Source organism: Haloterrigena sp. KLK7 (genome assembly GCF_037914945.1).
Classification (GTDB): Archaea; Halobacteriota; Halobacteria; order Halobacteriales; family Natrialbaceae; genus Haloterrigena; species Haloterrigena salinisoli.
The window spans coordinates 934,350-958,915 of record NZ_CP149787.1; the positions used below are offsets into that span (position 1 = coordinate 934,350).

27 protein-coding genes are annotated in these 24,566 nt (G+C 68.4%); 13 read left to right on the plus strand and 14 right to left on the minus strand.

Translation table 11 applies throughout. From position 1 onward, the window contains the following. Nucleotides 1–13 precede the first annotated feature (13 nt). Complete coding sequence (locus WD430_RS04585; protein WP_339104853.1) at nucleotides 14–1,345, minus strand: TrkA C-terminal domain-containing protein; 1,332 nt, start codon at nucleotides 1,343–1,345, stop codon at nucleotides 14–16. Further along, on the minus strand, nucleotides 1,342–2,586 hold the full coding sequence (locus WD430_RS04590; protein ID WP_339104854.1) for a potassium transporter TrkA: 1,245 nt from the start codon (nucleotides 2,584–2,586) through the stop codon (nucleotides 1,342–1,344). The genes WD430_RS04585 and WD430_RS04590 overlap by 4 nt, the downstream gene beginning before the upstream one ends. Nucleotides 2,587–2,864: 278 nt before the next feature. Between WD430_RS04590 and WD430_RS04595 the strand changes: the two genes are divergently transcribed. After that, nucleotides 2,865–4,052, plus strand: coding sequence for an NAD-binding protein (locus tag WD430_RS04595; protein WP_339104855.1), 1,188 nt, complete (start codon nucleotides 2,865–2,867; stop codon nucleotides 4,050–4,052). Between the two features lie 55 nt (nucleotides 4,053–4,107). On the opposite strand, the gene WD430_RS04600 is transcribed toward WD430_RS04595, so the two are convergent. Together WD430_RS04600 and deoC are read right to left on the minus strand one after the other, a co-directional pair. Continuing rightward, nucleotides 4,108–5,499, minus strand: coding sequence for an HPP family protein (locus WD430_RS04600; RefSeq protein WP_339104856.1), 1,392 nt, complete (start codon nucleotides 5,497–5,499; stop codon nucleotides 4,108–4,110). Between the two features lie 127 nt (nucleotides 5,500–5,626). Further along, nucleotides 5,627–6,262, minus strand: coding sequence for a deoxyribose-phosphate aldolase (gene deoC, locus WD430_RS04605; RefSeq protein WP_339104857.1), 636 nt, complete (start codon nucleotides 6,260–6,262; stop codon nucleotides 5,627–5,629). Between the two features lie 73 nt (nucleotides 6,263–6,335). Here deoC and WD430_RS04610 point away from each other — a divergent pair, with 73 nt between their 5' ends. From WD430_RS04610 to WD430_RS04630, 5 genes are all read left to right on the plus strand, one after another. Further along, nucleotides 6,336–7,319, plus strand: a complete 984-nt coding sequence (locus tag WD430_RS04610; protein ID WP_339104858.1) for a ribose 1,5-bisphosphate isomerase — start codon at nucleotides 6,336–6,338, stop codon at nucleotides 7,317–7,319. 120 nt (nucleotides 7,320–7,439) lie between these two features. Beyond that, nucleotides 7,440–8,261, plus strand: coding sequence for a DUF63 family protein (locus WD430_RS04615; protein WP_339104859.1), 822 nt, complete (start codon nucleotides 7,440–7,442; stop codon nucleotides 8,259–8,261). 38 nt (nucleotides 8,262–8,299) lie between these two features. Next, entirely contained in the window at nucleotides 8,300–9,187 is an 888-nt protein-coding gene (locus WD430_RS04620) for a PfkB family carbohydrate kinase (RefSeq protein ID WP_339104860.1), read from the plus strand. Between the two features lie 196 nt (nucleotides 9,188–9,383). Next, entirely contained in the window at nucleotides 9,384–9,686 is a 303-nt protein-coding gene (locus WD430_RS04625; protein WP_339104861.1) for a HalOD1 output domain-containing protein, read from the plus strand. A gap of 144 nt (nucleotides 9,687–9,830) precedes the next feature. After that, nucleotides 9,831–10,559: a nucleoside phosphorylase gene (locus WD430_RS04630; protein WP_339104862.1), complete on the plus strand. Its 729-nt coding sequence runs from the start codon at nucleotides 9,831–9,833 to the stop codon at nucleotides 10,557–10,559. A gap of 25 nt (nucleotides 10,560–10,584) precedes the next feature. Here the strand turns inward: WD430_RS04630 and WD430_RS04635 are convergent, their stop codons facing one another. Continuing rightward, nucleotides 10,585–12,876 carry an amino acid permease gene (locus WD430_RS04635; protein ID WP_339104863.1) on the minus strand — a complete coding sequence of 764 codons (2,292 nt, stop codon included), beginning with the start codon at nucleotides 12,874–12,876 and terminating at the stop codon, nucleotides 10,585–10,587. Further along, complete coding sequence (locus tag WD430_RS04640; RefSeq protein ID WP_339104864.1) at nucleotides 12,873–13,019, minus strand: hypothetical protein; 147 nt, start codon at nucleotides 13,017–13,019, stop codon at nucleotides 12,873–12,875. The genes WD430_RS04635 and WD430_RS04640 overlap by 4 nt, the downstream gene beginning before the upstream one ends. A 259-nt stretch (nucleotides 13,020–13,278) precedes the next feature. Here WD430_RS04640 and WD430_RS04645 point away from each other — a divergent pair, with 259 nt between their 5' ends. Continuing rightward, complete coding sequence (locus WD430_RS04645; protein ID WP_339104865.1) at nucleotides 13,279–14,034, plus strand: winged helix-turn-helix transcriptional regulator; 756 nt, start codon at nucleotides 13,279–13,281, stop codon at nucleotides 14,032–14,034. 3 nt (nucleotides 14,035–14,037) lie between these two features. On the opposite strand, the gene WD430_RS04650 is transcribed toward WD430_RS04645, so the two are convergent. Further along, a complete protein-coding gene (locus tag WD430_RS04650) occupies nucleotides 14,038–14,886 on the minus strand; it encodes an HNH endonuclease (protein WP_339104866.1) in 849 nt (282 codons plus the stop codon). A gap of 99 nt (nucleotides 14,887–14,985) precedes the next feature. On the opposite strand from WD430_RS04650, the gene WD430_RS04655 reads away from it, so the two are divergent. After that, complete coding sequence (locus WD430_RS04655) at nucleotides 14,986–15,579, plus strand: amphi-Trp domain-containing protein (protein WP_339104867.1); 594 nt, start codon at nucleotides 14,986–14,988, stop codon at nucleotides 15,577–15,579. A gap of 26 nt (nucleotides 15,580–15,605) precedes the next feature. On the opposite strand, the gene WD430_RS04660 is transcribed toward WD430_RS04655, so the two are convergent. Beyond that, the gene (locus WD430_RS04660) at nucleotides 15,606–16,343 is read right to left on the minus strand and encodes a DUF547 domain-containing protein (protein WP_339104868.1); all 738 of its coding nucleotides are present in this window, start codon (nucleotides 16,341–16,343) and stop codon (nucleotides 15,606–15,608) included. Between the two features lie 115 nt (nucleotides 16,344–16,458). Here WD430_RS04660 and WD430_RS04665 point away from each other — a divergent pair, with 115 nt between their 5' ends. Further along, entirely contained in the window at nucleotides 16,459–17,484 is a 1,026-nt protein-coding gene (locus WD430_RS04665) for an AI-2E family transporter (RefSeq protein ID WP_339104869.1), read from the plus strand. Between the two features lie 83 nt (nucleotides 17,485–17,567). Continuing rightward, on the plus strand, nucleotides 17,568–17,885 hold the full coding sequence (locus WD430_RS04670) for a hypothetical protein (RefSeq protein ID WP_339104870.1): 318 nt from the start codon (nucleotides 17,568–17,570) through the stop codon (nucleotides 17,883–17,885). A 59-nt stretch (nucleotides 17,886–17,944) separates the two neighbouring features. Here the strand turns inward: WD430_RS04670 and WD430_RS04675 are convergent, their stop codons facing one another. After that, on the minus strand, nucleotides 17,945–18,571 hold the full coding sequence (locus WD430_RS04675; RefSeq protein ID WP_339104871.1) for a DedA family protein: 627 nt from the start codon (nucleotides 18,569–18,571) through the stop codon (nucleotides 17,945–17,947). 157 nt (nucleotides 18,572–18,728) lie between these two features. On the opposite strand from WD430_RS04675, the gene WD430_RS04680 reads away from it, so the two are divergent. Further along, a complete protein-coding gene (locus WD430_RS04680; protein ID WP_339104872.1) occupies nucleotides 18,729–19,982 on the plus strand; it encodes a tRNA (N(6)-L-threonylcarbamoyladenosine(37)-C(2))-methylthiotransferase in 1,254 nt (417 codons plus the stop codon). A gap of 25 nt (nucleotides 19,983–20,007) precedes the next feature. Here the strand turns inward: WD430_RS04680 and WD430_RS04685 are convergent, their stop codons facing one another. Then, complete coding sequence (locus WD430_RS04685) at nucleotides 20,008–20,487, minus strand: redoxin domain-containing protein (RefSeq protein ID WP_339104873.1); 480 nt, start codon at nucleotides 20,485–20,487, stop codon at nucleotides 20,008–20,010. A gap of 125 nt (nucleotides 20,488–20,612) precedes the next feature. Here WD430_RS04685 and WD430_RS04690 point away from each other — a divergent pair, with 125 nt between their 5' ends. After that, nucleotides 20,613–20,849, plus strand: a complete 237-nt coding sequence (locus WD430_RS04690; RefSeq protein WP_012941773.1) for a glutathione S-transferase N-terminal domain-containing protein — start codon at nucleotides 20,613–20,615, stop codon at nucleotides 20,847–20,849. A gap of 23 nt (nucleotides 20,850–20,872) precedes the next feature. Here the strand turns inward: WD430_RS04690 and WD430_RS04695 are convergent, their stop codons facing one another. From WD430_RS04695 to WD430_RS04705, 3 genes are read right to left on the minus strand one after another with little or no spacing between them, the layout of a single operon-like run. Then, nucleotides 20,873–21,289 carry a cupin domain-containing protein gene (locus WD430_RS04695; RefSeq protein ID WP_339104874.1) on the minus strand — a complete coding sequence of 139 codons (417 nt, stop codon included), beginning with the start codon at nucleotides 21,287–21,289 and terminating at the stop codon, nucleotides 20,873–20,875. Nucleotides 21,290–21,349: 60 nt separating this feature from the next. Then, nucleotides 21,350–22,267 (minus strand): mechanosensitive ion channel domain-containing protein, encoded by a 918-nt coding sequence (locus tag WD430_RS04700; RefSeq protein ID WP_339104875.1) that lies wholly within the window; start codon nucleotides 22,265–22,267, stop codon nucleotides 21,350–21,352. 54 nt (nucleotides 22,268–22,321) lie between these two features. Continuing rightward, nucleotides 22,322–22,867, minus strand: a complete 546-nt coding sequence (locus WD430_RS04705) for an HIT domain-containing protein (protein WP_339104876.1) — start codon at nucleotides 22,865–22,867, stop codon at nucleotides 22,322–22,324. A 251-nt stretch (nucleotides 22,868–23,118) separates the two neighbouring features. Here WD430_RS04705 and WD430_RS04710 point away from each other — a divergent pair, with 251 nt between their 5' ends. Then, nucleotides 23,119–23,319, plus strand: a complete 201-nt coding sequence (locus WD430_RS04710) for a hypothetical protein (protein ID WP_339104877.1) — start codon at nucleotides 23,119–23,121, stop codon at nucleotides 23,317–23,319. Between the two features lie 126 nt (nucleotides 23,320–23,445). On the opposite strand, the gene map is transcribed toward WD430_RS04710, so the two are convergent. Further along, nucleotides 23,446–24,348, minus strand: a complete 903-nt coding sequence (map, locus tag WD430_RS04715; RefSeq protein WP_339104878.1) for a type II methionyl aminopeptidase — start codon at nucleotides 24,346–24,348, stop codon at nucleotides 23,446–23,448. Nucleotides 24,349–24,566: the final 218 nt, after the last annotated feature.

The window sequence follows — 24,566 nt, forward strand, 5'->3', positions numbered from 1 at the left end:
CGACGGCAAGTAGCTACCGCTCCCAGGTGCGTTCCCGCGGGGTGTCGCCGGCCGGCTCCGCGTTGTCGTCCGGGTCGAGGTCCGACGCCGGCCCAGGTTCCGTGTCCGAGTTCGGATCCGCGTCGGAACTCGCGCGCTCCGCCGGGCCCGATTCGGACTCCGCGTCCGGCGTCCGCTCGAGGTCGCCGATGCGCCGCAGGGCGTCCGGGCGGCCGAGGACGTAGGCGACGTCGCCGGCCTCGAGGCACGTCTCGGCCGACGGCAGCGCGACCGGTTCGGCGGTCTCGTCACCGGTGCGGTCGAGGGCGACGACCAGCACCGGCAGGGAGCCGACGGTCGCGCCCTCGAGCGGCTCGCCCGATTCGACGGGAAGCGCGGTCACGGTCTCGTCGGCCGCCCGGAGCAGGGAGACGAGGTCCCGCTCGGCGCCGGGGTCGCGGGGCAGCGTGACGAGCCGGTACTCCTCCTCGGACGGGAGCGATCCAGCGTCGTCGGCGTCGACGGCGACGGTGGCCACGTCGCCGGCGACCCCGCGGAGTTCCCCGCCCGTGGCCCGTCGGAGCGAATCGCCGTCGCGTCGCCAGATTCGAACGGCGTCGCCAGGGCTGGCGTCCGGCGCCGGATCGCCGCGGATCGCGACGGCGACGGTCCCCGGCGCCAGCGTCGATCCGATTCCCGACGGGCGGCTGCCGAGGGCCAGGTAGTCGATCGTCCGATCGGCCCCGAACTCGACGTCGACGTGACCGATCCCGTAGTCGCGCTCGAGGCGGTCGACCAATCGCTCGCGCAGGTCGTCGACCGAGAGGCGCCGCGGGAACAGCAGCGTGTGGCCGGCCAGTTCGGTCTTGATTGACTCGTCGACGGGGTCGTAGCCGTCGACGTCCGCGATCTCCGCGGGGAGTTCGACGGCGACGACGCGGCCGGCCGACCGGACCAGCTGCCCGACCTCGGTGATCGTCCGCGGCGTCGCGATCGAGAAGACGTCCGTCGCGAGGTAGTCGCCGAGCCGTCGGCCGCCGTCGGCGGCGATCGCGCTCGCGGCGAACGCGACGACCGTGGAGACGACCGTACTCAGCTCGAGCAGTTCCGCGTCGCCGCTGATCACCTGCTGGAGCGCCGACTGGGCGTTGAGCCAGATGGCGACCATCGAGACGCCGAGCAGAATCGCGACGCCCTCGGGGATCCCGTCGGCGCTGTACCAGCGGAAGACGAAGGCGACGCCCGCGGCGGTTCCCCCCGCCAGCAGCGTGAAGCCCAGGATCCCGACGAGCGAGGCGAGCAGCGTCTCCGAGGTGATCGTCTGGGCGAGAATCGGCTCGAGTCCGGCGGCGACCGTCGCCGTCATCGGGCGACCGCCTCCACGAACTCGTCGGTCGCCGCCCTCGGCCCCGCGACGAACACCTCGTCGCCGGGCTCGAGCGACCGTTCGATGCCGGGCGCGAACACCCAGCCGCTGCGGCGGCCGCCGGTCTCGCTGCCCTGTCGGCGGGCGGCCAGGACCGTCACGTCCGCCGCGGCGCGGACGTCTGCGTCCGCGCTCGGGCCGACGGTGAACCGCCGGATCGCGTGCCCGGCCCGCTTGACCAGCGTGAAGGCCTCGAACTCCCGGCTGGTTCCCCGGGAGCGGACGACCAGCCGCGGCGTCTCGGCCTCGAGCAGCGCCTTGACGTCCCGGCGGGCGACGGCGACGGTGACGCGGCCGACGCCGCCGGCGCTGGCCGCGGCCGACTCGGGCGCGGGGGTCGGGCCGGCCTCCGCGTCGCCGCCGTCGGGGACCGGCGTCTCGCCGTCGTCGACCGGCTCGTCACCCGCGGCCGCGTGTTCGTCGTCGACCTCCGTCCGGGCGCTCAGCACCGTTCCGGAGAGCGTCCGCTCGCCGGCGCGGATCGACACCTCGTCGCCTCGCGCGAGCCCGGTCGGGACCAGCGTCGCGATCGAGACGGCCCGTCGGCCGTCGGGGATCCGCTTGGAGAGCCCGCCCGACGGCGGGGCCGCGGTGATCACCGCGCGGGCCCGCTCGTCGATCGTCACGTCGATGTCGGCCAGGTCGTGATCGGTCCGCAGTCGCTCCTCGAGGCGGGACTCGAGCTCCGAGAGCGGCAGATCGGCGGGGAGCCGCCAGGAGCCGTTCTTCAGCGATCGGCGGAGGGCCGGCGACAGCGGCGGGTAGCCCTCCATGTCGTGGATCTCCCCGGTGGGACGGACCGTGACCTGGCCCATGTTGCCGACGAGTTCGACGACGTCGGCCGACAGGGTCCGCTGGCGGATCGAGGTGAAAGAGAGGTGCCGCGGGAGTTCGGCGCCGAGTTTGTCGCCCTGGTTGTGGGCGTAGAGCGCGAGCATGAGAACGACGAGGACGGCGACCAGCAGCCGCGGCGACTGGGCGATAGTCGGTTCGACGAGACCGAGCAGGCCGCCCTGCACGCTGGCGATCGAGAGCGCGAGGACGACGACACCGAAGCCGGGCAGCGTCACCCCCGTGAAGTAGCGGACGAGAAAGCCGAGCGAGCCGGCGACGAACGCGGGAACGATACCCGTCAGGAGACCGAGATAGATGCCGAGCAGGACTTCGACCGGGAGCGCCATTGTGGGCGAGTGGGACGGGATCGTTAAATCTCCACCGGCAGCGGCGGTGCGCTCGCCGGCGCGCGATCGGTTCCTACGGGTGGCGAGGGGCCGCTAGACTGCCTCGGATCGCGACGAGCGAACGGAACAATCGGATCACGATGAGCGGACGAACGGCCAGTGATCGACGGGCGGACGGAACGTCGGATCACGATGAATTGACGAGCTGACAATCGATAGGCAGCTGTGAACGTCTGCCAACAGAGGCGTTTAACTGACGCCGTCGCGGATCGGGGTGTATGGCCGACGACCGGTCGTTTCGATCGCGGCTGCCGGACAACTGGCATCGAGTCCTCTCGATGCGGGCAGCCGTCGCGCTGGCGCTGATCGTCGCCGGGCTCTCGGTCGCGACGGCGATCGTCAACATCGGCACGAACGCCGTGGGCGGGCCGCTCAGCGACTACGTCCCCGAGGCGATTCAGAGCGCCGCCGCGTTCACCGGGGCCCTCACGGGATTCCTGATGGTCGGCAGCGCGCTCGCGCTCCGGCGGGGACTGCGAGTGGGATGGTGGGCGACGCTACTGCTCCTCCCGCTGACCGCCGCACAGGGGTTGCTCCAGTCGAGTCCGTACTCGCTCCCGCTGGTCGTGCTGTCGCTGCTCGCGATCCCCGTACTGCTGATCAGCCACGGGCGGTTCGACAAGTCGCTCTCGCTCGGCACGACCCAGATCGCCGCCGGCTTCGCGCTGCTGGGCGTCCAGGCCTACGGCACTATCGGCGCGTACGCGCTCCGCGAGGACTTCGAGGGGATCAACACTATCCTCGACGCCTTCTACTTCACGCTGATCACCTCGAGCACGGTCGGCTACGGCGACGTCACGCCCGACCAGGGGTCGACGGAGGCGATGCTGTTCACGATGTCCGTGCTCGTCCTGGGCGTGGCCAGTTTCGGTATCGCCATCGGGGCGCTGGTCGGCCCGGCGATCCAATCTCGCATCACGAAGACACTCGGAAAGATGACCGACTCACAACTCGAGTTACTCGAGGACCACGTCCTCGTGCTCGGCTACGGCGAACTGACGGAACCGATCGTCGACGAACTCGCGGCCAACGACCGGGAGTTCGTCGTCGTGACCGGCGACCGCGAGGCGGCGGAGGCGCTGACCGATCGCGGCCTGTCGGTGATACGGGGCGATCCCAGCGACGAGGAGCCGCTCCAGCGGGCGAAGATCGACCGCGCGAGCGCGATCCTCGTCGCCACGAACCACGACGCGGAGGACGCGCTGTCGATCCTCACCGCGCGCCAACTCGCCCCCGAGACCCGCATCGTCTCGGCCGCGACCGACCGCGAGAACACCCGGAAGCTCGAGCACGCCGGCGCGGACGCGGTGATCAGTCCGTCGGTGCTGGGCGGGCACCTGCTGGTCCAGTCGGCGCTGGGCGAGGACGAGAGCTCGCTAATCGAACACATCATGGGCGGCGACTGAACGTCGCCCCGGTTCGCGGGAGGCGACGACACACCGCAGTGCGGGATCGCGGCGACTACTGATGGCGACCGCGGTGAACGATCGCCACGTCGGTCTCGAGGTCGCTGAGCCGTTCGAACGTCGGCGGGGAGACGAACCGCGAGGCGGTCGACCGATCGGTGCTCGAGCCGACGAAGACCACGTCGTACTGCAGCGAGACCCGCTCGAGGTAGGACTCGACGGGTTCGGTGACGACGTGGGTCTCGAAGCGGCCGTCGAAGGCGTCGACGAGATCGGCGACTGTGGTCTCCGCGCTGCGGCGCTCGGATTCCCGGTCGATACAGGTACAGACGCTGGTCGGGTTCCAGGAGCCGGTCACCCGCTGGGCGAAGTCGACCATCGCGCGGGCGGTGTCGCCGGCGCCCCGAACCGGGACCAGCGCGTGCTCCCAGCGCTGTCGCGGCTCGGCGGCGCGGAAGGCGATGACGTCGATCTCGCTGTCGAACAGGCCGACGATGAACGACGAGAGGCCGCCGCCGTCGCGCTCGGCGTACGGCGTGACGATCAGGTCGCAGTTGTGCTCTCGGGCGGTTCGAAGGACCTGCCCCGACGAGCGCTCGCCGGCCGCGACGACGACCTCGCAGGGGACGTCGTACTCGGCCGCGAGAGCGGCCGCGAACGACTCGAGGCGGCGGGCCGCAGGTCCCGGTTCGCTCTCGGCGATCGCGTCGCCGTCGTCGACGATGTCGAAGAGGACGATCTTCCCGGCGTCGTGTGCGCTGGCGAGTTCGGCGGCGAATCGCGCGACCGGTGTCGCGTCGCCGTCGTCGTCCCAGCCCTCGTCGAGCGGGACGAGGACGTGGTCGTCGCCGTCGGTCGTCCGGTAGAGGTACTGCGCTCGGCGCTCGTAGAATCGGTTCCGCCAGACGACGAAGACGGCCGCGACGAACGAACTCGAGACGACGATCCCGAGCACGTAGACGAAATGCGCGTTGCCGGAGACCAGCACGAGCAGGGCGGTCGAGAACGCGGTCGGCTCCTCCAGGTCAAGCGCCCAGGTGAGGGCGCCGGTGAAGAAGATGCCCAGCGCCGCGCCGGTCGCGCTGACGCCCGCGGCGCCGTTGACGCCCGCGGCACCGACGGACTCGAGCGCGAGCCAGCCGCAGAGCGCCCCCGCGGTCATCCCGCCGACGAACTTCGTCGGCGTCGAGTACCGGCCCTCGGGATCGGCGAACAGCGTGTACGTGCCGGAGGCCAGCGGCGGGAACAGGAGGAAGGAGACGGCGGCCGTCGCGTTCGCCAGCCACGTCACCGCGCCGATCAACAGCGGGACGAAGAGCAACACCGAGAGGTGAATCAGGTTCCCGGTGTGCTCGAGCCAGCGCACGAACGCGTCGAGTTCGCGCCGCTCCAGCCGGCGCAGTCGCCGCCGAAGCGATCGAATCCGGGCCCAGACCGACTCGAGCATAGGCTCCGTTGGACGACGCCCGACGAAAAGTGTTCGCGTTCGTGATAGCAATCGCCGATCCACTGTCGTCGTTTCGGACCGATTCGCCGACGGCGGGACGACCGGAACCGGAACCGGTCGCGTCGTCCTACTCCGGTGCGCCCTCGAGGATTTCGACGCCGCTCGAGGCGCCGATCCGCTCGGCGCCGGCCGCGAGCATGGCCATCGCCTCGTCGTAGCTGCCGACGCCGCCGCTGGCCTTGACGGGGAGGTACTCGCTCATGAGTTCGACGTCAGCGACGGTCGCACCACCGTCGGCGAATCCGGTCGAGGTCTTCACCATCGCCGCGTCGGCCGCGTCCGCGGCCTCGCAGGCCCGGCGCTTCTCCTCGTCGGTCAGCAGCGCGGTCTCGATGATCACCTTGACCGGGATCGGCACTGCGGCCGTAACCTCCGCGAGTTCGGCCCTGACGACGTCGATCTCGCCGGCCTTCAGCCGACCGACGTTGATGACGACGTCGAGTTCGTCGGCACCGGCCTTCCAGGCGAGGACGCCCTCCCGTCGCTTCGCCGCGGCACTGTGCTGGCCGTGGGGGAAGCCGATCACCGTCGCGAGCGTCACGTCGGGCGCGTACTCGGCCATCTCCTCGAGCGCGAAGGGCGGGATACAGGCGTTCATGCCGTACTCGCCTGCCTCGTCGACGACGCGGCGGACGTCGGCGATCGACGTCTCGGGGCCGAGCACGGTGTGATCGATCAGCGGGGCGAGTTCGCTGCGGTCCATACGGGGAGGGAATCGCCCGACGGGCAAAAACCCCGCCCGATCACTTTTGCCGTCCGGAGTGCAACTCATTGGCATGGACGACCGTGGACCCGACGTCGCGCCGGCCGTCGAGACGACCGCCGACGAGATCGCCGCGATGGAGATCCGCGGGGCCGCGACGATCGCTGACGCGGCGGCCGAGGCGCTCGCGATCCAGGCCGAGCGATCCGACGCGGAGCGGCCCGACGCGTTCGAGCGACAGCTGCGAGCCGCCGCGAAGACGCTCTACGAGACGCGCCCGACGGCGGTGAGTCTGCCCAACGCGCTCCGATACGTCCTCGCCGGGATGGACGGCGAGACCGTCGCGGAACTGCGCGCGTCGACCGTCGCCCGCGCCGACGAGTTCCGGCGCGACCTGGCGCAGGCGCAGTCGAAACTGGGGTCGGTCGGCGCGAACCGGCTGCGCGACGGCGACGTCGTGATGACCCACTGCCACTCGACGGACGCGCTGGCCTGCCTCGAGGCCGCCGTCGAGGACGGCACGGAGCTCGAGGCGATCGTCAAGGAGACCCGACCCAGGCTGCAGGGTCACATCACGGCCCGACAGTTACGCGAGTGGGACGTGCCGGTGACGGTGATCGTCGACGGGGCGGCCCGTCGCTACCTCGATCGGGCGGATCACGTCCTGGTCGGGGCCGACAGCATCGCGGCCGACGGGAGCGTGATCAACAAGATCGGAACCAGCGGACTGGCGGTCATCGCCCGCGAGCGCGGCGTGCCGGTGACCGTCGCCGCCCAGACGATCAAACTCCACCCCGATACCATGACGGGCCACACCGTCGAGATCGAACGCCGCGACGAGCGGGAGGTGCTCGACGACGAGGAGCGGGCCGCGATCACCGACACCGCCGACGGCGCCGACGACGGACTGACCGTCGAAAATCCCGCCTTCGACGTCACCCCGCCGCGGTACGTCGACGCGATCGTCACCGAACACGGCCAGTTCCCGCCGGAAACCGTCGTCACGCTGATGCGAGAGCTGTTCGGAGAGACGGTCGACGAACCCTGGGAGGAGTAGCGGAGCCGCCGGAACAGCGCCGCGAGACGGCTCGCAGACGTTACGGCGTCGGGAAACAGTCAGCCTCGTGAATAATTAGCAATCGGAAAGTGTTTGTCACTGGTGTGTGCCAGTACGGATATGGTATTACCCGAGGGGTTCGTGCTCCCACCGTGGTACCTCCTCGTCCCGCTGCTGGTGATACTGGCGGGGATCGTCGCATTGCTGTGGGTACTCGAGCCGCCGGTGACCGACCGGACCGTGCTGGCGTTCGCGCCGTGGATGATGTTCGGCTCCGCCCTGCACGTCCTCTATCAACTGAGAGCGTATCCGGAGAGCGTCGAGACGCTGTTCGCGACGCCGACGGTCTATCTGGTCGCCGCGGTCGTCGCGGGCGCCGCCTGGATCGTCGCGATCTTTCTGTACGCCGGAGGGCTCCAGCCGACGATTCCGCGATTCTTCGGCATCGCCGGAACGGCCTTTTTCGCCGTCTTCGCGTCGATCATTCTCAACCTGAGCTGGGCCGAAGAGACGTTTAACCTGTTCTGGCCCGTCATCATCGTCGTCGTCACCGGAATCGTCACCGCGGTCGCGTGGGTCGCACTGGGACTGTGGTTTACCGACGTCGCGGCGACGACGAGTTACACCGGCGCGCTGGTCGTCTTCGGCCACGCGCTGGACGGCGTCTCGACGGCCGTCGGCTACGACATCATCGGCGTCAGCGAGACGGTGCCCCTCTCGGCGCTGCTCCTCGAGGCCGGCGAGTCGCTGCCGACCGCCGAGTACGTCGGCGCCGGCTGGCTGTTTATCCTGGTGAAGACCGGCCTGGCGATGGTGATCCTCGGGCTGTTCAGGGAGTTCGTCGAGGACGAACCCCAGCAGGCGCGGATCGTCCTCGCCGGGATCGCCGCGGTCGGACTCGGGCCCGGCGTTCACAACGTCTTACTCTTTATCGCCACCTAGATTTTTTTCCGACGGTCCCTTCTTCTCGGTCGTATCGAATGGCCCCCACCGTACTCACCGCCGGCCACGTCAACTGGGACGTGACGCTGCGCGTCGACCGACTCCCCGCCGCCGACGGCGAGGCGACGATCCGCTCACAGCGCCAGTCCGGCGGCGGCAGCGCCGCCAACGTCGCCGCCGCGCTCGCCGGTCTCGAGGTCGACACCGGGCTGATCGGCAGCGTCGGCGACGACGACAACGGGCTGCTGGCCAGGCGCGGCCTCGAGGAGGCCGGCGTCTCGCTGTCGGGGATCCGGGTCGTCGAGGGCGCCGAGACGGCGGTCAAGTACCTGCTGGTCGACGACGACGGCGCGGTCGCGATCCTCGGCAACGACGGCGTCAACGAGGCCGTTCGGCCGGCGGATATCGACGCCGATCGGATCCGGGCGGCCGACCACGTCCACCTCACGAGCCAGCGCCCGGCAACGGCCGCGGCGATCGCCACGACCGCCGCGGCGGCCGACGTCACCGTCAGTTTCGATCCCGGCCGCCGGTTCGGCGACCGCGACTACGGCGAGACCGTCGCGGCGGCCGACGTCCTGTTCGTCACCGAGCGCGAGGCCGCGGCGCTGGCCGACGCGGCCGCCGTCGATTCCGAACCGACCGATCGGATCGTCGCGATCACGTCCGGCGCCGACGGCGCGGCGATCCGGACCCCAGAGGGCAGCCACACGCATCCCGGGTTCGACATCGACTCGGTCGACACGGCCGGCGCCGGCGACTCGTTCGCGGCCGGCTTTCTCGCCCGCCGGCTCGAGGGGGCATCGATCGCGGACGCGCTCGAGTACGCGAACGCCTGCGGCGCGTTGACGGCGAGTCGAGAGGGAGCGCGCAGCGCGCCGACGGCGGCCGAGGTCGAGCGGTTCCTCGAAGAGCGCGCGGGCTGAGTCGAGGGCCGATGTCGGCGCCGGTCCCCGCTCGAACGCGGTGACCGCAACGCGATCGTCGTCACTGACCGGCGGAACGAAACCGCTCGAATCGGCCGCTACCGCGCAGTTTTCACCCGATGTTGTCTGACGGTAAGTATATGGTCGGGGCCGTTGCCCACTCAGCTAGACGGTCACGGAGACGTGACGGAGAGATATGACGGAACGAAGGATCAGAGAGTCCCCTGGATGCGAGTTTCAACGCCGCATTCAGTACGAGCGAGATACGGACGAATCGCCGAGTATAGCCACTGCAACCGCGCTGTCGCAGTATTTCGACGAAGATATCAGTGCGACCAGTACCCGACTGTACGACTACATCGACCCGGACGCACTCGACTCCCTCTTCGCGGATACGAACCGGGGAGCGAGTCGAACCGACGGGACCGTCGAATTCAGCGTCGAGGACGCGACGGTACGGGTCACGCCCGAACGGGTAGAGATCTCCCCGAACTGCTGACCGAACGGCCGGATCGAACGTCCCTCGCGGCCGGGTCGCACTCGGCGGTGGGTGGGGACGGGGGCGATCGCAGGTCGCCGAAACGACGGACGCTCGGGACCCGTCCTCGAATCTTTTTTCTCACCGCCACTGGAATCGACGGGTATGGCAACGCAGCCACACCTGTTGGTCGACGACGGCGACGTGACCGATCGCGTACTCGTGCCGGGCGATCCCGGTCGCGTCGATCGCATCGCCGACCACTGCGACGAGGCGGAGACGGTCGCCCAGAACCGCGAGTACAAGGTCGTCAACGCCACCTACGAGGGGCAGGCGCTGACGATCTGCTCGACCGGCATCGGCTGTCCGTCGGCGGCGATCGCCGTCGAGGAACTGGCTAACGTCGGCGTCGAGACGCTGGTCCGCGTCGGTACGATCGGGGCCCTCCAGTCAGGTATCGAGATCGGCGACATGATCGTCGCGAACGGGGCGGCGAAAAACGAGGGAACGACGAAACGGTACGAGGACGTCTCCTATCCGGCCGTTCCCGACTACGACGTGCTGTCGGCACTGGTCGACTCGGCCGAAGCGAACGACGAAGCCGTCCACGTCGGGCCGGTCGCCACCGACGACGCCTATTACGCCGAGAGCGGCGACGTCGTCGACGACTGGGAGGCCGCCGGTCTCCTCGCCGTCGAGATGGAGGCCGCCGCGCTCTTCTCGCTGGCCCGCCGCAGGGGCCTGCGCGCCGGCGCGATCTGTACCGTCGACGGCAACCTCGTCGAGGGCACCCAGAAGGGCACCGACACCGAGGACGACGAACTCCCGGAGAAGGCGAAGAACAACGTCGGCCGCGCGATCGACATCGCGCTCGAGGCCGTGACCGACCTGTAGTCGGGCGGCGCGGACCGTTCGCTCGTTACTCCGATCCGAACAGCCGCTCGCGGAGCGACCGCTCCGCCGGCCGTTCGGCGAGCAGGACCGAGCAGTCGACCTCGTCGACGACGTCGAGGACGAGCGAGCCGCGGACGAGCCGCGAGAGCAGGCCGCGCTCGGTCGCGCCGATGATCACGAGCGTCCGGTCGTCGGCCTCCCGGGCGATCGCTCCCTCGACGTCGCCGGAGTCGTCGACGGTCAGGACGGCGTCGCCGAACCCGTGTTCGGCCGCCCAGTCCGCGAGGAACTGTTCGCCCGACTCGCGCTCGGTCTCGTCGTCGACGACGTGGAGCAGCTGGATCGACGACCCGGTCGCCGAGCGCAGCGTCTTCGCGACCTCGGCGCTGAGATCGGAGTCCGGCCCGCCGGCGGTCGGCAGGAGGATCCGCGAGGGATCGTAGTCCCGATCCTTCAGGACGAGGAAGTCACACGGCAGGTCGGCCGCGAGTTCGTCCAGCGGCCGCTCGGCGCGGCCCGCGGCCCACGGGCGGTCGCCGCCCCAGCCCATCACGACGCGATCGGCGTCGTGCTGACGGGCCGCGTCGAACACTTCCTCGAACGAGCGGTGGGAGACGATCGTCGTCGTCTCGATCTCGGCGCCGCGGCCTTCGGCGTGCTCGCGGGCCTGCTCGAGCAGCGCTTCGGACTCGGCGTCGATCCGCTCGAGGTCGTCGGCGCCGCGATCCAGCGGCGTCTGGTCGGGGACCTGTACGATGTGGACCGCGTGGACGACGCCGTCGTTTTCGGCGGCGAGCGTGCTGGCCAGTTCGATCAGGTGTCGCTCGGTCCGGGGGTTGGCAAGCGGCACCATGACGCGGTACTCGCTGGAGCCGTCGGGTCGAGCGGCGCTGGCCGCCGAGACCGCGACGTCGGGCATCGACTCGGAGCGATCGAGGATGTACTCGCCGAGGACGCCCTGTCGAGGCGTCTTCGTGCGGGCGTAGAGGGCGTACCACAGCACCGCGACGGCGACGAACGCGAGGCTCAGCGCGATCTCGATCGTCTCCATGAAGGCGACGAGCCCGAACGAGAGGGTCGCGCCGACGATCGGCGTCACCGGGTAGAACGGTACTCGGAAGTCGGGCTCGTACTCGGGGACGTCGGCCTCCCGAAACGCGATCAGCGCGACGTTCATCAGCGCGTAGACGATCAGGTGGAGGACGCTCGCTGCCTTCGAGAGGATCTCGAGGTCCTGCCCGAGCGCGGCGATGAAGACGATGATGACCGCGCCCGTCAGCATGATCGATCGGTAGGGCGTCGCGTATCGCGGGTGAATTTCGTTGAGTTCGTCCGTGACGATCTTATCTCGGCCCATCGCGAAGTTGATTCGGGCCGAGGAGAGGATCGACGCGTTGGCGCTCGAGGCCGTCGCCAGCATCGCCGCCAGCGAGATCAGCGTCACGCCGACGGCGTCGAGGACGGGGATCCCCGCGAACGTGATCTCGGCGACCTGCGAGACGGGGACGCTGTCGTCCAGCGAGTGCCACGGGACGATGCCGACCATCGTCCCGACGAGCACGGCGTAGATCGCCGTCACGACGCCGACGCTGCCGATGACCGCGATCGGGAGGTTCCGGCCGGGGTTCTTCAGCTCCTCCGCGACGGTCGCGATCTTCGCATAGCCGAGGAAGGAGACGAACACGAGGGCGGTCCCCGGCAGGATCGCGCCGTAGCCCGCATCGGTCGGCGCGAGGCCGTCGGTCGTCAGCGTCGACCACTCGAAGTGGAGGAAGCCGGAGGCCGCGAAGACGGTCAGAATACCCAACAGGATCGTGACGATCACCGTCTGGACGCCGCCGGTCTCCTTCGCGCCGACGTAGTTGACGCCGACGAACAGCAGGCCGGCGATCAGCGCGCCGAGCTGGATGTCCGTCAGCGTGACCAGGGCGAGGTCGAGCGTCGGCAGCGCGAGCATCGTCCCCGCGAGGAGCTCGGTGAGGTAGCCGCCGAAGCCGATGCAGTAGAACGCCGACGCGAAGGCCAGTCCCATCCAGTCGCCCATCCCCGCGATCGAGCCGAACAGCGGCCCGAGCCCGCGGTTGATGTAGTAGTAACCGCCGCCGGCCTTCGGCATCGCCGTGCCGAGTTCGCTCACTGCCAGGGCGTTGACCATCGCGATCAGGCCGCCGATGACGAACGAGACGACGACGATCGGCCCGGCCTCCTGGGCCGCGACGCCGGGCAGCACGAAGATGCCGGCGCCGATCATCGTCCCCATGCCGATCGCCAGCGCTGACAGCAGTCCGAGGTCCTTGGCGAGTTCTTCGTCACTCATGGGCGTCCCCCCCGCGGCGGGCGTACCGCCGGTCGATCCGCGTCGGCGAGCCGATTCTGTGCGACGTCGGTCCCGTACGGGTGCTCCGTGTCGACGGCGGCGTTCGTCCCGGTCACCGCCGTCTCGAGGCGGAACTCACCCATCGAGCGACCCCTCCGTCGGCGATCGCCGACGCGCGCGTGTCGGTGGTCGATCGCCCGAACTGTGCGTTCCCTCCCTACACGGTTGATCGGTCATTATCTCGCGCCTTTCCCCGACTAGACCATAAATGATCCGAAGCCATTGCTGATTACTCATTTTGGAGCGGGGAGAATTGGCGCATCGGCAGAAATGACACTTCGGTTATCGTTCTGCCCACGAAAGATCAGAACCGTGTATATCGATGACGGAATACCTGGAGACATGGACCACCGGCTCGACGAGATCGATCGTCGAATTATCTACGCGCTGATGGACGACGCCCGAAACATTTCGGCTCCGACGATCGCCGCGGACGTGAGCGTCTCTCCCGGGACGATTCGAAACCGAATCGAGCAACTCGAGGAGCGAGGGATAATCACCGGCTACCACGCGAACGTGGACTTCGAACGGGCGGAGGGACACCTCGCGAACCTCTTCATGTGTAACGCACCGGTTTCGGAGCGCGAATCGATGGCCCAGCGGGCACAGGTCATCCCCGGCGTCATCAACGTGCGGGAGTTGCTGACCGGCCGGCGGAACCTGCACGTGCTCGCGGTCGGCGCGGACACGTCGGACCTGCGCCGGATCGCGCGGGCGCTCTCGGATCTGGGGATCGAGATCGAGGACGAGGTGCTCGTTCAGAACGAGACGACGCGACCGTACGCGCCGTTCGGTCCCACGGACGAGACCCACGAGGCCATGCTGACGGACTTCATCAGTCTCTCCGGAGACGCCGAAGTCGCCGAAGTGACCGTCGATCGGGACGCGCGGATCGCCGACATGAGCCTCCAGGAGGCGGCTCGCCGCGAAGTGCTCGACGACGATTCGCTCGTCGTCGCGATCGAGCGCGACGAGGACGTCCTGACGCCCCACGGTGACACGGTGATCCGGCCGGACGACATCGTCACGCTGTTCGCTCGCGACGGCGTGGCCGACGAGACGATCGACGTGTTTCGCGCCGACGACGAGGCGGCGTGAGACTCAGGACTCCGTCAACTGGCTCGCCAGCGTCATCGTTCGGTCGGTCAGCGTCTCCGTCGTCGTCGAGGCGCCCTGGAGGCTGTCATTGACCGACGAGAACAGCCGTTCGAACGCGATATCGCCGTCCTCGGTCCGCCAGTCGGCCGTCTCGAGCGCCTCGAGGCCGCAGGTCGAACAGACATCGCCCTCGATCGGTTCGAAACAGCCGTGACAGCGCTCGAGTCCCGCGGGAACGGACTCGGCGAGGGCGACGGCCTCGCGCAGCGTCGACTGCAGGTCGGTCGCGGTCTCGACGACCGTCGACAGCGACGAGCGGACGTCGGCGTCGAACGCCGTCTCGTCGACCGCCCGGACGCGCTCGAGGCGGGCGTCGGCGACGTCGAGCGCGAGCAGGGCCTCGCGGCGGCCGTCGCGATACTCCGCGGCGGTCTCGTCGACCGCCGATTCGAACGCCGACCCGGAGTCGGCCGCGGCGTCGGCGTCGGTCCGGGCCTCGGCGATGGCCGTCGGCAGCGACGTCGCGAGCGAGGCGAACGAGGCGACGTCGGCGATCGCGCCGCCCTGTACCCGAGTCGTCTCGCGGACGAGGCGGAACAGGTCCCCGCTCGAGACCGATTCGACGGTCGAATCGGGCGAGTCGCGGGCAAACTGCAGCGTTTCGAAACAGTCGGTACAGACGGTCGCGAGGGAGCTCTCGTGGACCGTTCCCTCGAGGGGGACGGCACCGACGGGATGCGTTCGGAGGTCGGTCGGGTCGGCGGCGTCGCCGGGTTCCTCACAGTGGCGACACGCGCGGTCGTCGCGGTCGAAGACGGCGCGCCGGTCGGCCTGCCAGTCGCGGGAAGTCACGGGCGAGCGGAGACAGCGCGGCGACAAAAACGCACCGGCCCTCCGGACCTCGGTCGGAATCCGACCAACCACTAACACGCTGGCCGACGTAGGGGTCGTATGGACGACTCACCGACGGAGATCGAGTTCGAACTCGAGCGCGCGTACGACCGCGAGGAACTCGCCGCCGTCTTCCGCGAGTTCGCGGCCGCACTGGCCGACGACCGCCCCCTGAAGATCGACGACGGCGACCGGACCGCGGCGGTGTCGATTCCGGAACGGGTCGTCGCCGAGTTCGAGGCCGAATGCGAGGACGACGAGCCGCCCGTCGCCGAACTGGAGCTCGAACTCGAGTGGGACGACCCGGACGGATCGACGATACGGCTCGGCGACAGCGAGCGCGAGACGCCCGGCGTCGTGGGCGCCGAGCCGGCGGGAGAAGGCGAGCCCGAGACCGATCCCGCGGCGGCGACGATGCCGCCCGAGGCCGTCTCCGGTGGCTCCGACGCGGACGACTCGTCGTCGGACCGGACCAGTCGGTTCGAAGTCTACGAGGACCGCGGCGGCCAGTGGCGCTGGCGGCTCGTCCACTGGAACGGGAACATCGTCGCCGACAGCGGCGAAGGGTACAGCTCGCGGTCGAACGCGAAACGGGCGGCCCGAAGCGTCATGCGGTCGGCGCCGACCGCGAGCGTCGAGGATCGGGAGGACTGAGCTCGAGACCGATCGTCGCGTCGCGGCTACGGCCGGAACTCGTCGATATCGGCGTCGAAATCGACGTCCGGCGTCCGGATCGCCGATTCGTACTCGAGCGACGGTCGCCGCCCCGACGGGATCGCGTCGTACGTCCGCAGAAACGAGACGACGCCGCGTTTCCCGCCGAAGTCGCCTCGATACCGGTGAAAGAGTCGGGGAACGGTCGCGACGCCGGCGTCGGCGTCGTACGTGACGGTCTCCTCTATGAACCACTCGACGGCGACGTCCAGTTCCGCGTCCACGTCGGGCGGCGAGTAGGTCGTGATCGGCGGCGAGGGATCGGCGCAGTGACTGATGGCGAAGTGAATCCGCGGGTCGCACTCGGGGAGCCGATACCGCCGCTCGAACGACGAGGGAAACGGCCGCGGGACGTAGCCGAACCCCCAGGGGTGTTTCGACCGCCGAAGCATCCCGTGTTCGATGTCGGCGAGGCTGAGGCGAACGCCGCCGATCGGGATCCGATCGCGGGAGACGAACTTCCAGCGCTCGAGGCGGCCCGCCTCGCCGTCGAGTTCGGACCCGTCCTCGAGCAGCAACTGGGTGTAGGCGTTGTAACAGTTGAGCCAGAAGGCCAGCTTCCGGTCGCGGGTCTCGAGGGCCCGGTCGAGCCGCGATCGCTCGAGCGTCGCGAGGTGGTCCTGCAACCAGTCGGTATCGCCCTCGGTCTTGACCGTATAGAGCAGATCGGCCGAGAGGGAGAGGGGATCGAGCTGGGTCGACATTCCCTCCGACGTAAGCCAACCAGCACCTTGAAGCCGTGTGAGAGCGAGGGCGACAGTCTCCCCACCGGACAACTCCGGGCCCGGTTTTATCGGTTAGTAGGTGGACAGGTGGCCTGTGAACCTCAGCAAGGGGTATCTGCTGGCGCTGGTCGGGGTCTTTACGTATCTCTCGTGGCTGCTCGTCGAACCGTTCGTGCAGTACGTCCTCGCGGCCGTCCTCATCGCGTTCGTCCTCTATCCGCTGCAGGGCCGACTCGAGGAACGCGTCTCGCCGTCGATCGCCTCGTTCCTGCTCATCCTGCTCGCGGTCGTGGCGTTCTTCCTGCCGTTTCTCGTCGTCGCCGGACTCGTCGCCGAGGACGCCGCCCGGATCCTCGAGAACGCCGATACGGGCGCGCTCGGGATCACCGAACTCGAGCAGACGATCGAGGCGGAGACCGGGATCAGCGTCGACCTCACGTCGTCGCTGATGGACGCCGCACAGGGGATCGGAACGACGGTGCTCGAGCGCTCGACCGCGTGGTTCAGCGCGTTCACCCACGCGCTGATCGGGCTGGGGCTGGCGCTGTTCCTCGTCTACTACCTGCTCAAGGACGGCGACGACCTGATGGCGTGGCTGCGGGAGATGACGCCGCTGCCGGCCGACGTCCAGAACGACCTCTACACCGAACTCTCCGACGTGATGTGGGCGGTGCTTGCCGGCCACGTCCTGATCGCGATCATTCAGGGCGTCATCGCTGGATTGGGGCTGTTCGCAACCGGGATTCCCAACGCCGCGCTGTGGACGTTCGTCATGGTGATCCTCGCGCTGATCCCGCTGATCGGCGCGTTCCTCGTCTGGGGACCCGCGGTCGTCTACCTCTTCGCGACCGGCGAACCGGCCCTCGCGGTCGCACTGGCGGTCTATAGCACCGTCATCGTCGGCGTCTCCGACGACTACCTGCGGCCGATCGTCGTCGACCGCTACGCCGAACTCAACCCCGCCGTCATCATCCTCGGGGTCCTCGGCGGCGTCTACGCCTTCGGCATCATGGGACTGTTCTTCGGCCCCGTCGTCCTCGGGGCCCTGCTCGCGACGATCGACGTCGTCGACGACAACTACGACCGCCTCGAGGGGGAGTCGGGAACGACCGAGACCTGATCGCCGGCGGCGAGACCCGCCCAACGGGCTCGAGCCCCCTCGCGAAACGGACGTTCCTTCACCGTCGAGCCCGTACCCCCGTCATGCGCGTTCGGACCTACATCTACGATTCCGCGGCCGCTCCCGACCACGTCGACCGCGTCCGCGAGCGACTCGCGGCCCGCGACGAGGAGATCGAATCGCTGGACGTCGCCGGCGCGGACGATCGGTCCGACGCCGTCCGGGAGGCGATGTTCGCGGTCCGCGAGTCGGTCCGGATCGGGACGGCCCCCGACGAGATCTACGACGAGAGCGGTGAGCCAGACTTCTCGGCCGGCGTCCTCCTGACGGAGGAGCCGACCGGCCGTCGGAACGTCCACGTCGGACGGGACGCGCTCGAGGCGCTCGCCGACGACGAGTGAGACGACAGGAGCGATGATCCCGTCCGGGTCGACCGTCGCGTCGATACCGCCGCATCCGCTTAGATCCACGACGTCCGACGGCCGAGCCAGCGTCTGCCGAGCGCTCCGGCTCCGAGGAGCGCGAGCAACGCAACTACGGTGAGTCCCGGATTGTCGATAGCGACGGCGGCGACCGTCTCGAAGAGCGACCGCTCGCGGCCGTAGTAGACGACGCTCCCGGTGGCCGCGTAGAACCCGACGGTCCCGACGGCCGTGAAGACGCCGAACCTCGTCGGGTCCATTCCCGCGAGCCCCGCGGGGATCGAGACCACGGACCGCAACGCGGGGAGGAATCGGCCCCAGAGCACCGACGACTGGCCCCACCGTCGGAACCACTCCTGGCCCCGTTCGATTCGGGCCTCCGAAACGTCGATCCGATCTCGGAGCCAGTCGGTTTCGCCGACTCGAGCGCCGCGAAACACGTAGAACGGAACGAACGCACCGACCGTCCCGCCGACGCCGGCCGCCACCACGAACGCGAGAAACGACGCGGGGTCGCTGATGAGCAGTGCGGCCGCCGCCGGGACGACGACCTCGCTCGGGAGAAGCGGGAAGAGCATCGACGTCTCGAGGAAGGTGAACAGACACAGTGCGAGCGGGCCGTACAGACGCAGGAACCGGAGCGCGACCGTCGTCAGGTCCACCATGGGCGGGCTAGGTGCCGCGGTCGTAACACGCTTTGGACGGGGATCGGTTCGGGAGCGAACGCGCCGTCTGCGGACCGTCCCTCGGGAGGGGGCACGCACCACCCGAACCGGATTCGTCGCGCTTTTGCCGTCCCGGACCCGAAACACGTTCAAGCGAATGGCCCGGTATCACATCGAAACCTACGGCTGTACGTCCAACCGCGGGGAGAGCCGCGAGATCGAGCGCCGGCTCCGCGATGCGGGCCATTACCGCGTCGACGGTGCGGACGAAGCCGACGTCGCCATCCTCAACACCTGTACCGTCGTCGAGAAGACCGAGCGGAACATGCTCCGCCGGGCCGAAGAGCTCTCCGAGGAGACCGCGGACCTCTTCATCACCGGCTGTATGGCCCTCGCACAGGGCGAGGAGTTCCGCGCGGCCGACGTCGACGGCCAGGTGCTCCACTGGGACGAAGTACCGGAAGCCGTCACGAACGGCGAGTGTCCGACGACGACGCCCGACGCCGAACCGATCTTGGACGGCGTCGTCGGCATCCTCCCCATCGCTCGGGGCTGTATGTCCGACTGTTCGTACTGCATCACGAAGCAGGCGACCGGCAAGATCGACTCGCCGCCGATCGGGGAAAACGTCGAGAAGGCCCGCGCGCTGATCCACGCCGGCGCGAAGGAAATTCGGATTACGGGGCAGGACACCGGCGTCTACGGCTGGGACGAGGGCGAGCGAAAGCTCCACCGACTGCTCGAGGCGATCTGCGAGATCGAGGGCGACTTCCGGGTGCGCGTGGGGATGGCCAACCCGAAGGGCGTCCACGGCATCCGCGAGGAACTCGCCGCGGTGTTCGCGGAGTACGACGAACTCTACGACTTCCTGCACGCGCCCGTCCAGTCCGGATCGAACGACGTGCTCGGCGACATGCGCCGCCAGCACCAGGTCGAGGAGTACGTCGAGGTCGTCGAGACCTTCGACGACGTCCTGGACTACTGGACGCTCTCGACGGACTTCATCGTCGGGTTCCCCACTGAGACCGACCGCGATCACGCCCAGTCGATGGCGCTGCTGCGCGAGACCCGCCCCGAGAAGATCAACGTCACCCGCTTCTCGAAGCGCCCCGGCACGGACGCCGCCGAGATGAAGGGGTTGGGCGGCACGGTCAAGAAGGAGCGCTCGAAGGAGATGAGCGAAGTCAAGCGCGAGATCGTCCGCGAGGCCTACGCCGACATGGTCGGCGAGGTCCGCGAGGACTGTCTCGTCGTCGAGCAGGGAACCGCCGACTCCGTGAAGTGTCGCGACTCGGCGTACCGGCAGGTTATCGTGCAAAACGCGAGCGAGTACGGCCTCGAGCCCGGCGACTTCGTCGACCTCGAGGTCACGGCCCACGAGACGATGTACGCGTTCGGCGAGCCGGTCTGATTTTCCGCCCGTCGTCGCGTCCGGGTTAGAGACTCGCGATTGCGTCTTCGATCTCCTCGAGCGGCAGCGGCGAGATCCAGTCGTCCGCGACGAAGGCGTACCGGACCTCGCGGTCGGCGTCGACGACGAACGCCGAGCGCCACGGCGTCGCGACGTCGGCCATGTGATCGCGGTCGACCAGCAGGTCCAGCGACTCACCGATCTCGCCGTTCACGTCGGCGAAGAAGCGGAACGCGGGCTCGTCCAGCCAGCGCAGGAACTCGTTTTGCGCGTAGGGCCCGTCTCGGCTGACACCGAGGACGGCGACGTCCTCGAACGCGCCCCAGCCGGCGCGGACGAACTGCGTCCACCAGTTCTGTGCGATCGCGCTGAACGCGAAGCCGGTGCTTATCAGGACGCCGCCGCGCTCGCCGAGCGCCGCGGACAGCGCCGTCGAGCGGAACGTCTCGCCGTCGCACAGCAGCGCCTCGAAGTCGGGGAGTTCGTCGCCGACGGTCGGTGGCATACCCGAACTGGTCCGGGCAGCGACAAAAGTCTCCGTGCCCCGGCAGGTCGTTGCCGACGAGCGGGCGAGGCGATCGCGGGCGAGCGACACCCACCCTTTTGGCGATCCGCGCCGAAGCGCCGACCATGGTTACGCTGTACCAACTCGAGGGCTGTCCGTACTGCGAGCTCGTCGCCGACCGCCTCGACGAACTCGATATCGACTACGACAGCGTCTGGGTCGAGGGGCTGCACTCGAAGCGCGACGAGGTCAAGCGGATCTCCGGCCAGCGGCAGGTCCCGGTGATCGTCGACGACGAGTACGGCGTCACGATGGCAGAATCCGAGCGGATCGTCGACTACCTCGAGCAGACCTACGCCTGATCCGTCGAGGGAGACGGCGCCCGTTATTCGTCCTCCGTCTCCGCCTCGAGCCCGTGGGGATCCAGTCCCGGGTCCTCGACGGCCGGCGCGCCGATGGCGAGCACGACGCCCTCCTCGTCGCCGACGTTGCGGTGGCCGTGGCCGATCTCGGGTTTGGCGATCCAGAACGTTCCCGGTCCGGCCTCGACGTATTCTTCCTCGCCCGAGCGGCCGAGCTTCAGCGAGAACTCGCCCTCGAGGACGTAATAGAGCTCCTCCTGCTCGGCGTGGGCGTGATACCGAATTTCCTCGCCGGGGTCGAAGTACCAGAGTTTGAGGTGGACGTCGTCCGTGTCGAGCACCTCGTCGAGCGCGCGGATGCGCAGGTCCGGCGGGACGTCGTCGCTCTCCGAGAGATCGGTCATCGGGACGTCGTCGGTGTGGACGACTTCATACTCCATGCTACCGAATCGCACTATACCGGCCACCAAAAGTGTCCGGTCCGCTCGCCGCGGCTGCCATCACTCGTCGTTTCCGCCGGTATCGTCCGGGCCGACTCGAGACGCGGATCGCGGGCCCACGGCGGCGGCCTGTTCGAGGGCGCTCGGGCTCGCGGCGGCGAGATCGATCCCCTCGCGCTCGAGGCGATCGACGATTTCGCGGGCGTACTCCGAGCGAATGCGACCGTAGGTGCCGCGGTCGGGGTCGGCGATCCAGAACGAGGCGACGACCTGCACCGCGTCGTCGAGGGCCGCGATTCGAGCGGTCGGCTCCGGGTCCGCGAGGATCTCCGGGTGGTCGATCGCCGCGTCGGTCAGGATCCGAGCGACGGCGTCGAGATCGTCGTCGTACCCGACCGCGACCGGAAAGGTCAACCGGAGGCGGTCGTTGAGGACGGCGTTCGTGACCGCGTTCGCGGTCAACTCCGAGTTCGGGACCGTGATGATCTCGTTGTCGAACGTCCGGACTCGCGTCGCGCGGAAGCTGATGTCCTCGATGACCCCCTCCTGCTCCGACCAGCGGATCCAGTCGCCGATGTTGAAGCTCGGATCGGTGACGATGAACGCGCCGCTGACGAAGTTGCCGACCACGTTCTGGGCGGCGAACCCGAGCGCGACCGTCAGGCCGGCGACGAGGATCGCCGCTCGATCGAGGACGAAACTGAGGCCAGCGATCGACAGCCCGACCACGACCGCGGCGGCGATCACGCCGATGGCCACGACCCGCTCGAGGCCCTGCTGGAGGGTCCGTTCCGTCTTGCGATAGTTCAGCGCGGCGCTCACGAGCGGTCGGACAATGACGCGACCGAACGCGTACACCAGCGCGAACGTCAACAGGAAGGTCGCGACGTTGTCCAACAGGGAGAGATACGCCGCGATCAGTTCCTCGAGTCTGGTCAGCACGTACACGCGTTCGGCGTTCGACGGGGACTCGGACAAGGATTCGGCCGGCAATCGCGCCCGGGACGAGGTCGCAGCGCGACCTCGGCGGCGTCACTCGAACTCGAGGACGACGGCGTCGTCCTCCTCGGCGACGGTCGCGCCCGGTTGCTCGGCGAACGCCTCGCGGACGCGATCGTAGGTGTCGGCGAGCGCCTCGACGATCACCGACGTGTCGCTCAGGACGGGCATGAAGTTGGTGTCGCCCTCCCAGCGGGGCACGACGTGGGTGTGGAGGTGGTCGTCGATGGAGCCGCCGGCCCCGTCGCCGAGGTTCAAGCCGGCGTTGAAGCCGTCCGGTTCGAGGGCGACCTCGAGCGCGTCGAAGGTGCGCTGTTTCAAGCGGGCGTGATCGAGCAGTTGCGCGTCCTCGAGCGCGGTGTAGTCGCCGGTATGAGCGTGAGGAATAACCATCGCGTGACCCGGGTTATACGGGTAATTGTTGAGCATGACGAACGCGTGCTCGCTCCGGGCGACGATCAGGTTCTCCCTGTCGGGTTCGAGGGCCGGCAGTTCACAGAAGACGCAGTCCTCGATCTCGGGATTTCCGTCGTCGCGCTCGATCCAGTCGATCCGCCACGGTGCGAATACCTGCTCCATACCTGACACAAGTGAGGAGAGGTCTAAAGGGTTTCACTCCGCCGATTCGTTCGTTATGGATGGTAATATAACATTTCGTGTTAATACTGGAGGGAATGTAGGGGCAGAATAACGTTTCGAGAGAGCTCGATAAACGATATAGAACGTTCTCGGAGCGTTCTATAGACACCATAACGCCGTCTTGCGGTTTTTCGACTCAGTGTTCGAAATGAAACAGGGATTTAAGCTTGTACTACCGAAAGGACTCGGTAATGGCAACGACAGACGACTCCTTCAACGGGATGACCGAGCACTGCGACGACTGCGACCTCGAAACGCTTCACGAGGTGTCCGTTCAGATTCGGACCGAGAGCCTCAAGAAAGAAAACGCCCAGTTCTCGCGCGAACCCTACCGCGTGGCCGAGTGCCAGCGGTGCGGGAACCGCTCGAGCCAGCGGATGAACAACGCCTGAGAGCGACCGAACGCCGACCGCGCTACGAACCGCCCTCGTTGCCGGTCTCCCGCTTACCCCCCTACACCCCTCTTCTCGACGCGCGATCACGTCGCCGAGCGAGCGCTCGAGACGAGTTCGCGACCGTCAGTCGGACGCCGTCGTGACCTCACAGCCGTCTTCGGTGACGATGATCGTGTGCTCCTTCTGGCTGACGAGATAGCCGTCGTCCTCCTTGAGAACGGGGTACCCGTGGACGATGTCGTTGCGCTTGAGCCGTCGCAGCGCCATCTCCGCGCGGTCGGTCTCGAGCCATCGGGTCGCGAACGGCAGCGTGCGGAACTCCTCAGTGATCTGTTCCAAGGCCTCGCGGGCCTGTCGGTTGCGGACGGAGCCCTCGCGCTCTAAGGCGAAGATCTCCTCGCTTGCGCCCTCGCTGACCTTGCCGCCGCCGTCGGTCGCGAACGGCTCGATGGCGACGACGTCGCCGGTCTCGAGGGTCGTTCCCTGCGAGACGGCGCGGTTAGGGATGTTCGGGCTGGTGTGTTGCTCCCAGTGCCCCAGTCCGTGTCCGGTCAGGTTGACGACGGGGTTGTAGCCGTAGCCCTCGATGACGTCCTCGATCTCGGCGCCGATGTCGCCGGTGTCGATGCCCGGTTCGATGATATCGAGAGCGGCCTCGAGGGCCTGCTCGGAGGCCTCGGCGAGCTCCGGATTGCCCGAGAGATCGACGGTGATCGCGGTGTCGGCCAGCCAGCCGTCGACGTGGACGCCGATGTCGAGGTTGACCATCTCCTCGCCGAACGTCGTCTCGTCGCCGATCGACGGCGTCGCGTGGGCCGCCTCCTCGTCGATCGAGATGTTGACCGGGAAGGCGGGTTCGCCGCCGAGTTCGCGGATGCGGTCCTCGGCGAACTCGGCGACCTCGAGGTGACTCGTGCCGACCTCGACGCGCTCGGCTGCCTCTTCGCGCACCTGCGCGAGGATCTCTCCCGCCTCGCGGTGCTTCTCGTACTTCTCGGACTCTAAGTCCACCTCGGATTCGGCCATGCACCGGGGTTGTATCGGTCGACAAAAAGAGGTTCCGCCTTGGCGACGGTCCCGGGAGCGCGATCGGGAGACGGTAACGGCGGCGCCGACGTCACCGCCGAGCGTCAGTCGGCATCGATCCACTGACACTCCGGACAGGCGTCGACGCCCTGGACATTGGACAGCGTCGTCGCGCAGTGGGGACAGTGTCGCGCCGCGTAGTGTGGTGTTTCCAGCAT

Coding starts and splice junctions, on each gene's coding strand:
- WD430_RS04640 (WP_339104864.1), bottom strand. CDS start 13,019: ATGGGTGAGTTCCGCCTCGAGACGGCGGTGACCGGGACGAACGCCGCC.
- WD430_RS04670 (WP_339104870.1), top strand. CDS start 17,568: ATGCGCGTTCGGACCTACATCTACGATTCCGCGGCCGCTCCCGACCAC.
- WD430_RS04620 (WP_339104860.1), top strand. CDS start 8,300: ATGGCCCCCACCGTACTCACCGCCGGCCACGTCAACTGGGACGTGACG.
- WD430_RS04625 (WP_339104861.1), top strand. CDS start 9,384: ATGACGGAACGAAGGATCAGAGAGTCCCCTGGATGCGAGTTTCAACGC.
- WD430_RS04705 (WP_339104876.1), bottom strand. CDS start 22,867: ATGGAGCAGGTATTCGCACCGTGGCGGATCGACTGGATCGAGCGCGAC.
- WD430_RS04680 (WP_339104872.1), top strand. CDS start 18,729: ATGGCCCGGTATCACATCGAAACCTACGGCTGTACGTCCAACCGCGGG.
- map (WP_339104878.1), bottom strand. CDS start 24,348: ATGGCCGAATCCGAGGTGGACTTAGAGTCCGAGAAGTACGAGAAGCAC.
- WD430_RS04635 (WP_339104863.1), bottom strand. CDS start 12,876: ATGAGTGACGAAGAACTCGCCAAGGACCTCGGACTGCTGTCAGCGCTG.
- WD430_RS04600 (WP_339104856.1), bottom strand. CDS start 5,499: ATGCTCGAGTCGGTCTGGGCCCGGATTCGATCGCTTCGGCGGCGACTG.
- WD430_RS04710 (WP_339104877.1), top strand. CDS start 23,119: ATGGCAACGACAGACGACTCCTTCAACGGGATGACCGAGCACTGCGAC.
- WD430_RS04590 (WP_339104854.1), bottom strand. CDS start 2,586: ATGGCGCTCCCGGTCGAAGTCCTGCTCGGCATCTATCTCGGTCTCCTG.
- WD430_RS04685 (WP_339104873.1), bottom strand. CDS start 20,487: ATGCCACCGACCGTCGGCGACGAACTCCCCGACTTCGAGGCGCTGCTG.
- WD430_RS04595 (WP_339104855.1), top strand. CDS start 2,865: ATGGCCGACGACCGGTCGTTTCGATCGCGGCTGCCGGACAACTGGCAT.
- WD430_RS04630 (WP_339104862.1), top strand. CDS start 9,831: ATGGCAACGCAGCCACACCTGTTGGTCGACGACGGCGACGTGACCGAT.
- WD430_RS04645 (WP_339104865.1), top strand. CDS start 13,279: ATGGACCACCGGCTCGACGAGATCGATCGTCGAATTATCTACGCGCTG.
- WD430_RS04675 (WP_339104871.1), bottom strand. CDS start 18,571: ATGGTGGACCTGACGACGGTCGCGCTCCGGTTCCTGCGTCTGTACGGC.
- WD430_RS04615 (WP_339104859.1), top strand. CDS start 7,440: ATGGTATTACCCGAGGGGTTCGTGCTCCCACCGTGGTACCTCCTCGTC.
- WD430_RS04610 (WP_339104858.1), top strand. CDS start 6,336: ATGGACGACCGTGGACCCGACGTCGCGCCGGCCGTCGAGACGACCGCC.
- deoC (WP_339104857.1), bottom strand. CDS start 6,262: ATGGACCGCAGCGAACTCGCCCCGCTGATCGATCACACCGTGCTCGGC.
- WD430_RS04660 (WP_339104868.1), bottom strand. CDS start 16,343: ATGTCGACCCAGCTCGATCCCCTCTCCCTCTCGGCCGATCTGCTCTAT.
- WD430_RS04695 (WP_339104874.1), bottom strand. CDS start 21,289: ATGGAGTATGAAGTCGTCCACACCGACGACGTCCCGATGACCGATCTC.
- WD430_RS04690 (WP_012941773.1), top strand. CDS start 20,613: ATGGTTACGCTGTACCAACTCGAGGGCTGTCCGTACTGCGAGCTCGTC.
- WD430_RS04585 (WP_339104853.1), bottom strand. CDS start 1,345: ATGACGGCGACGGTCGCCGCCGGACTCGAGCCGATTCTCGCCCAGACG.
- WD430_RS04655 (WP_339104867.1), top strand. CDS start 14,986: ATGGACGACTCACCGACGGAGATCGAGTTCGAACTCGAGCGCGCGTAC.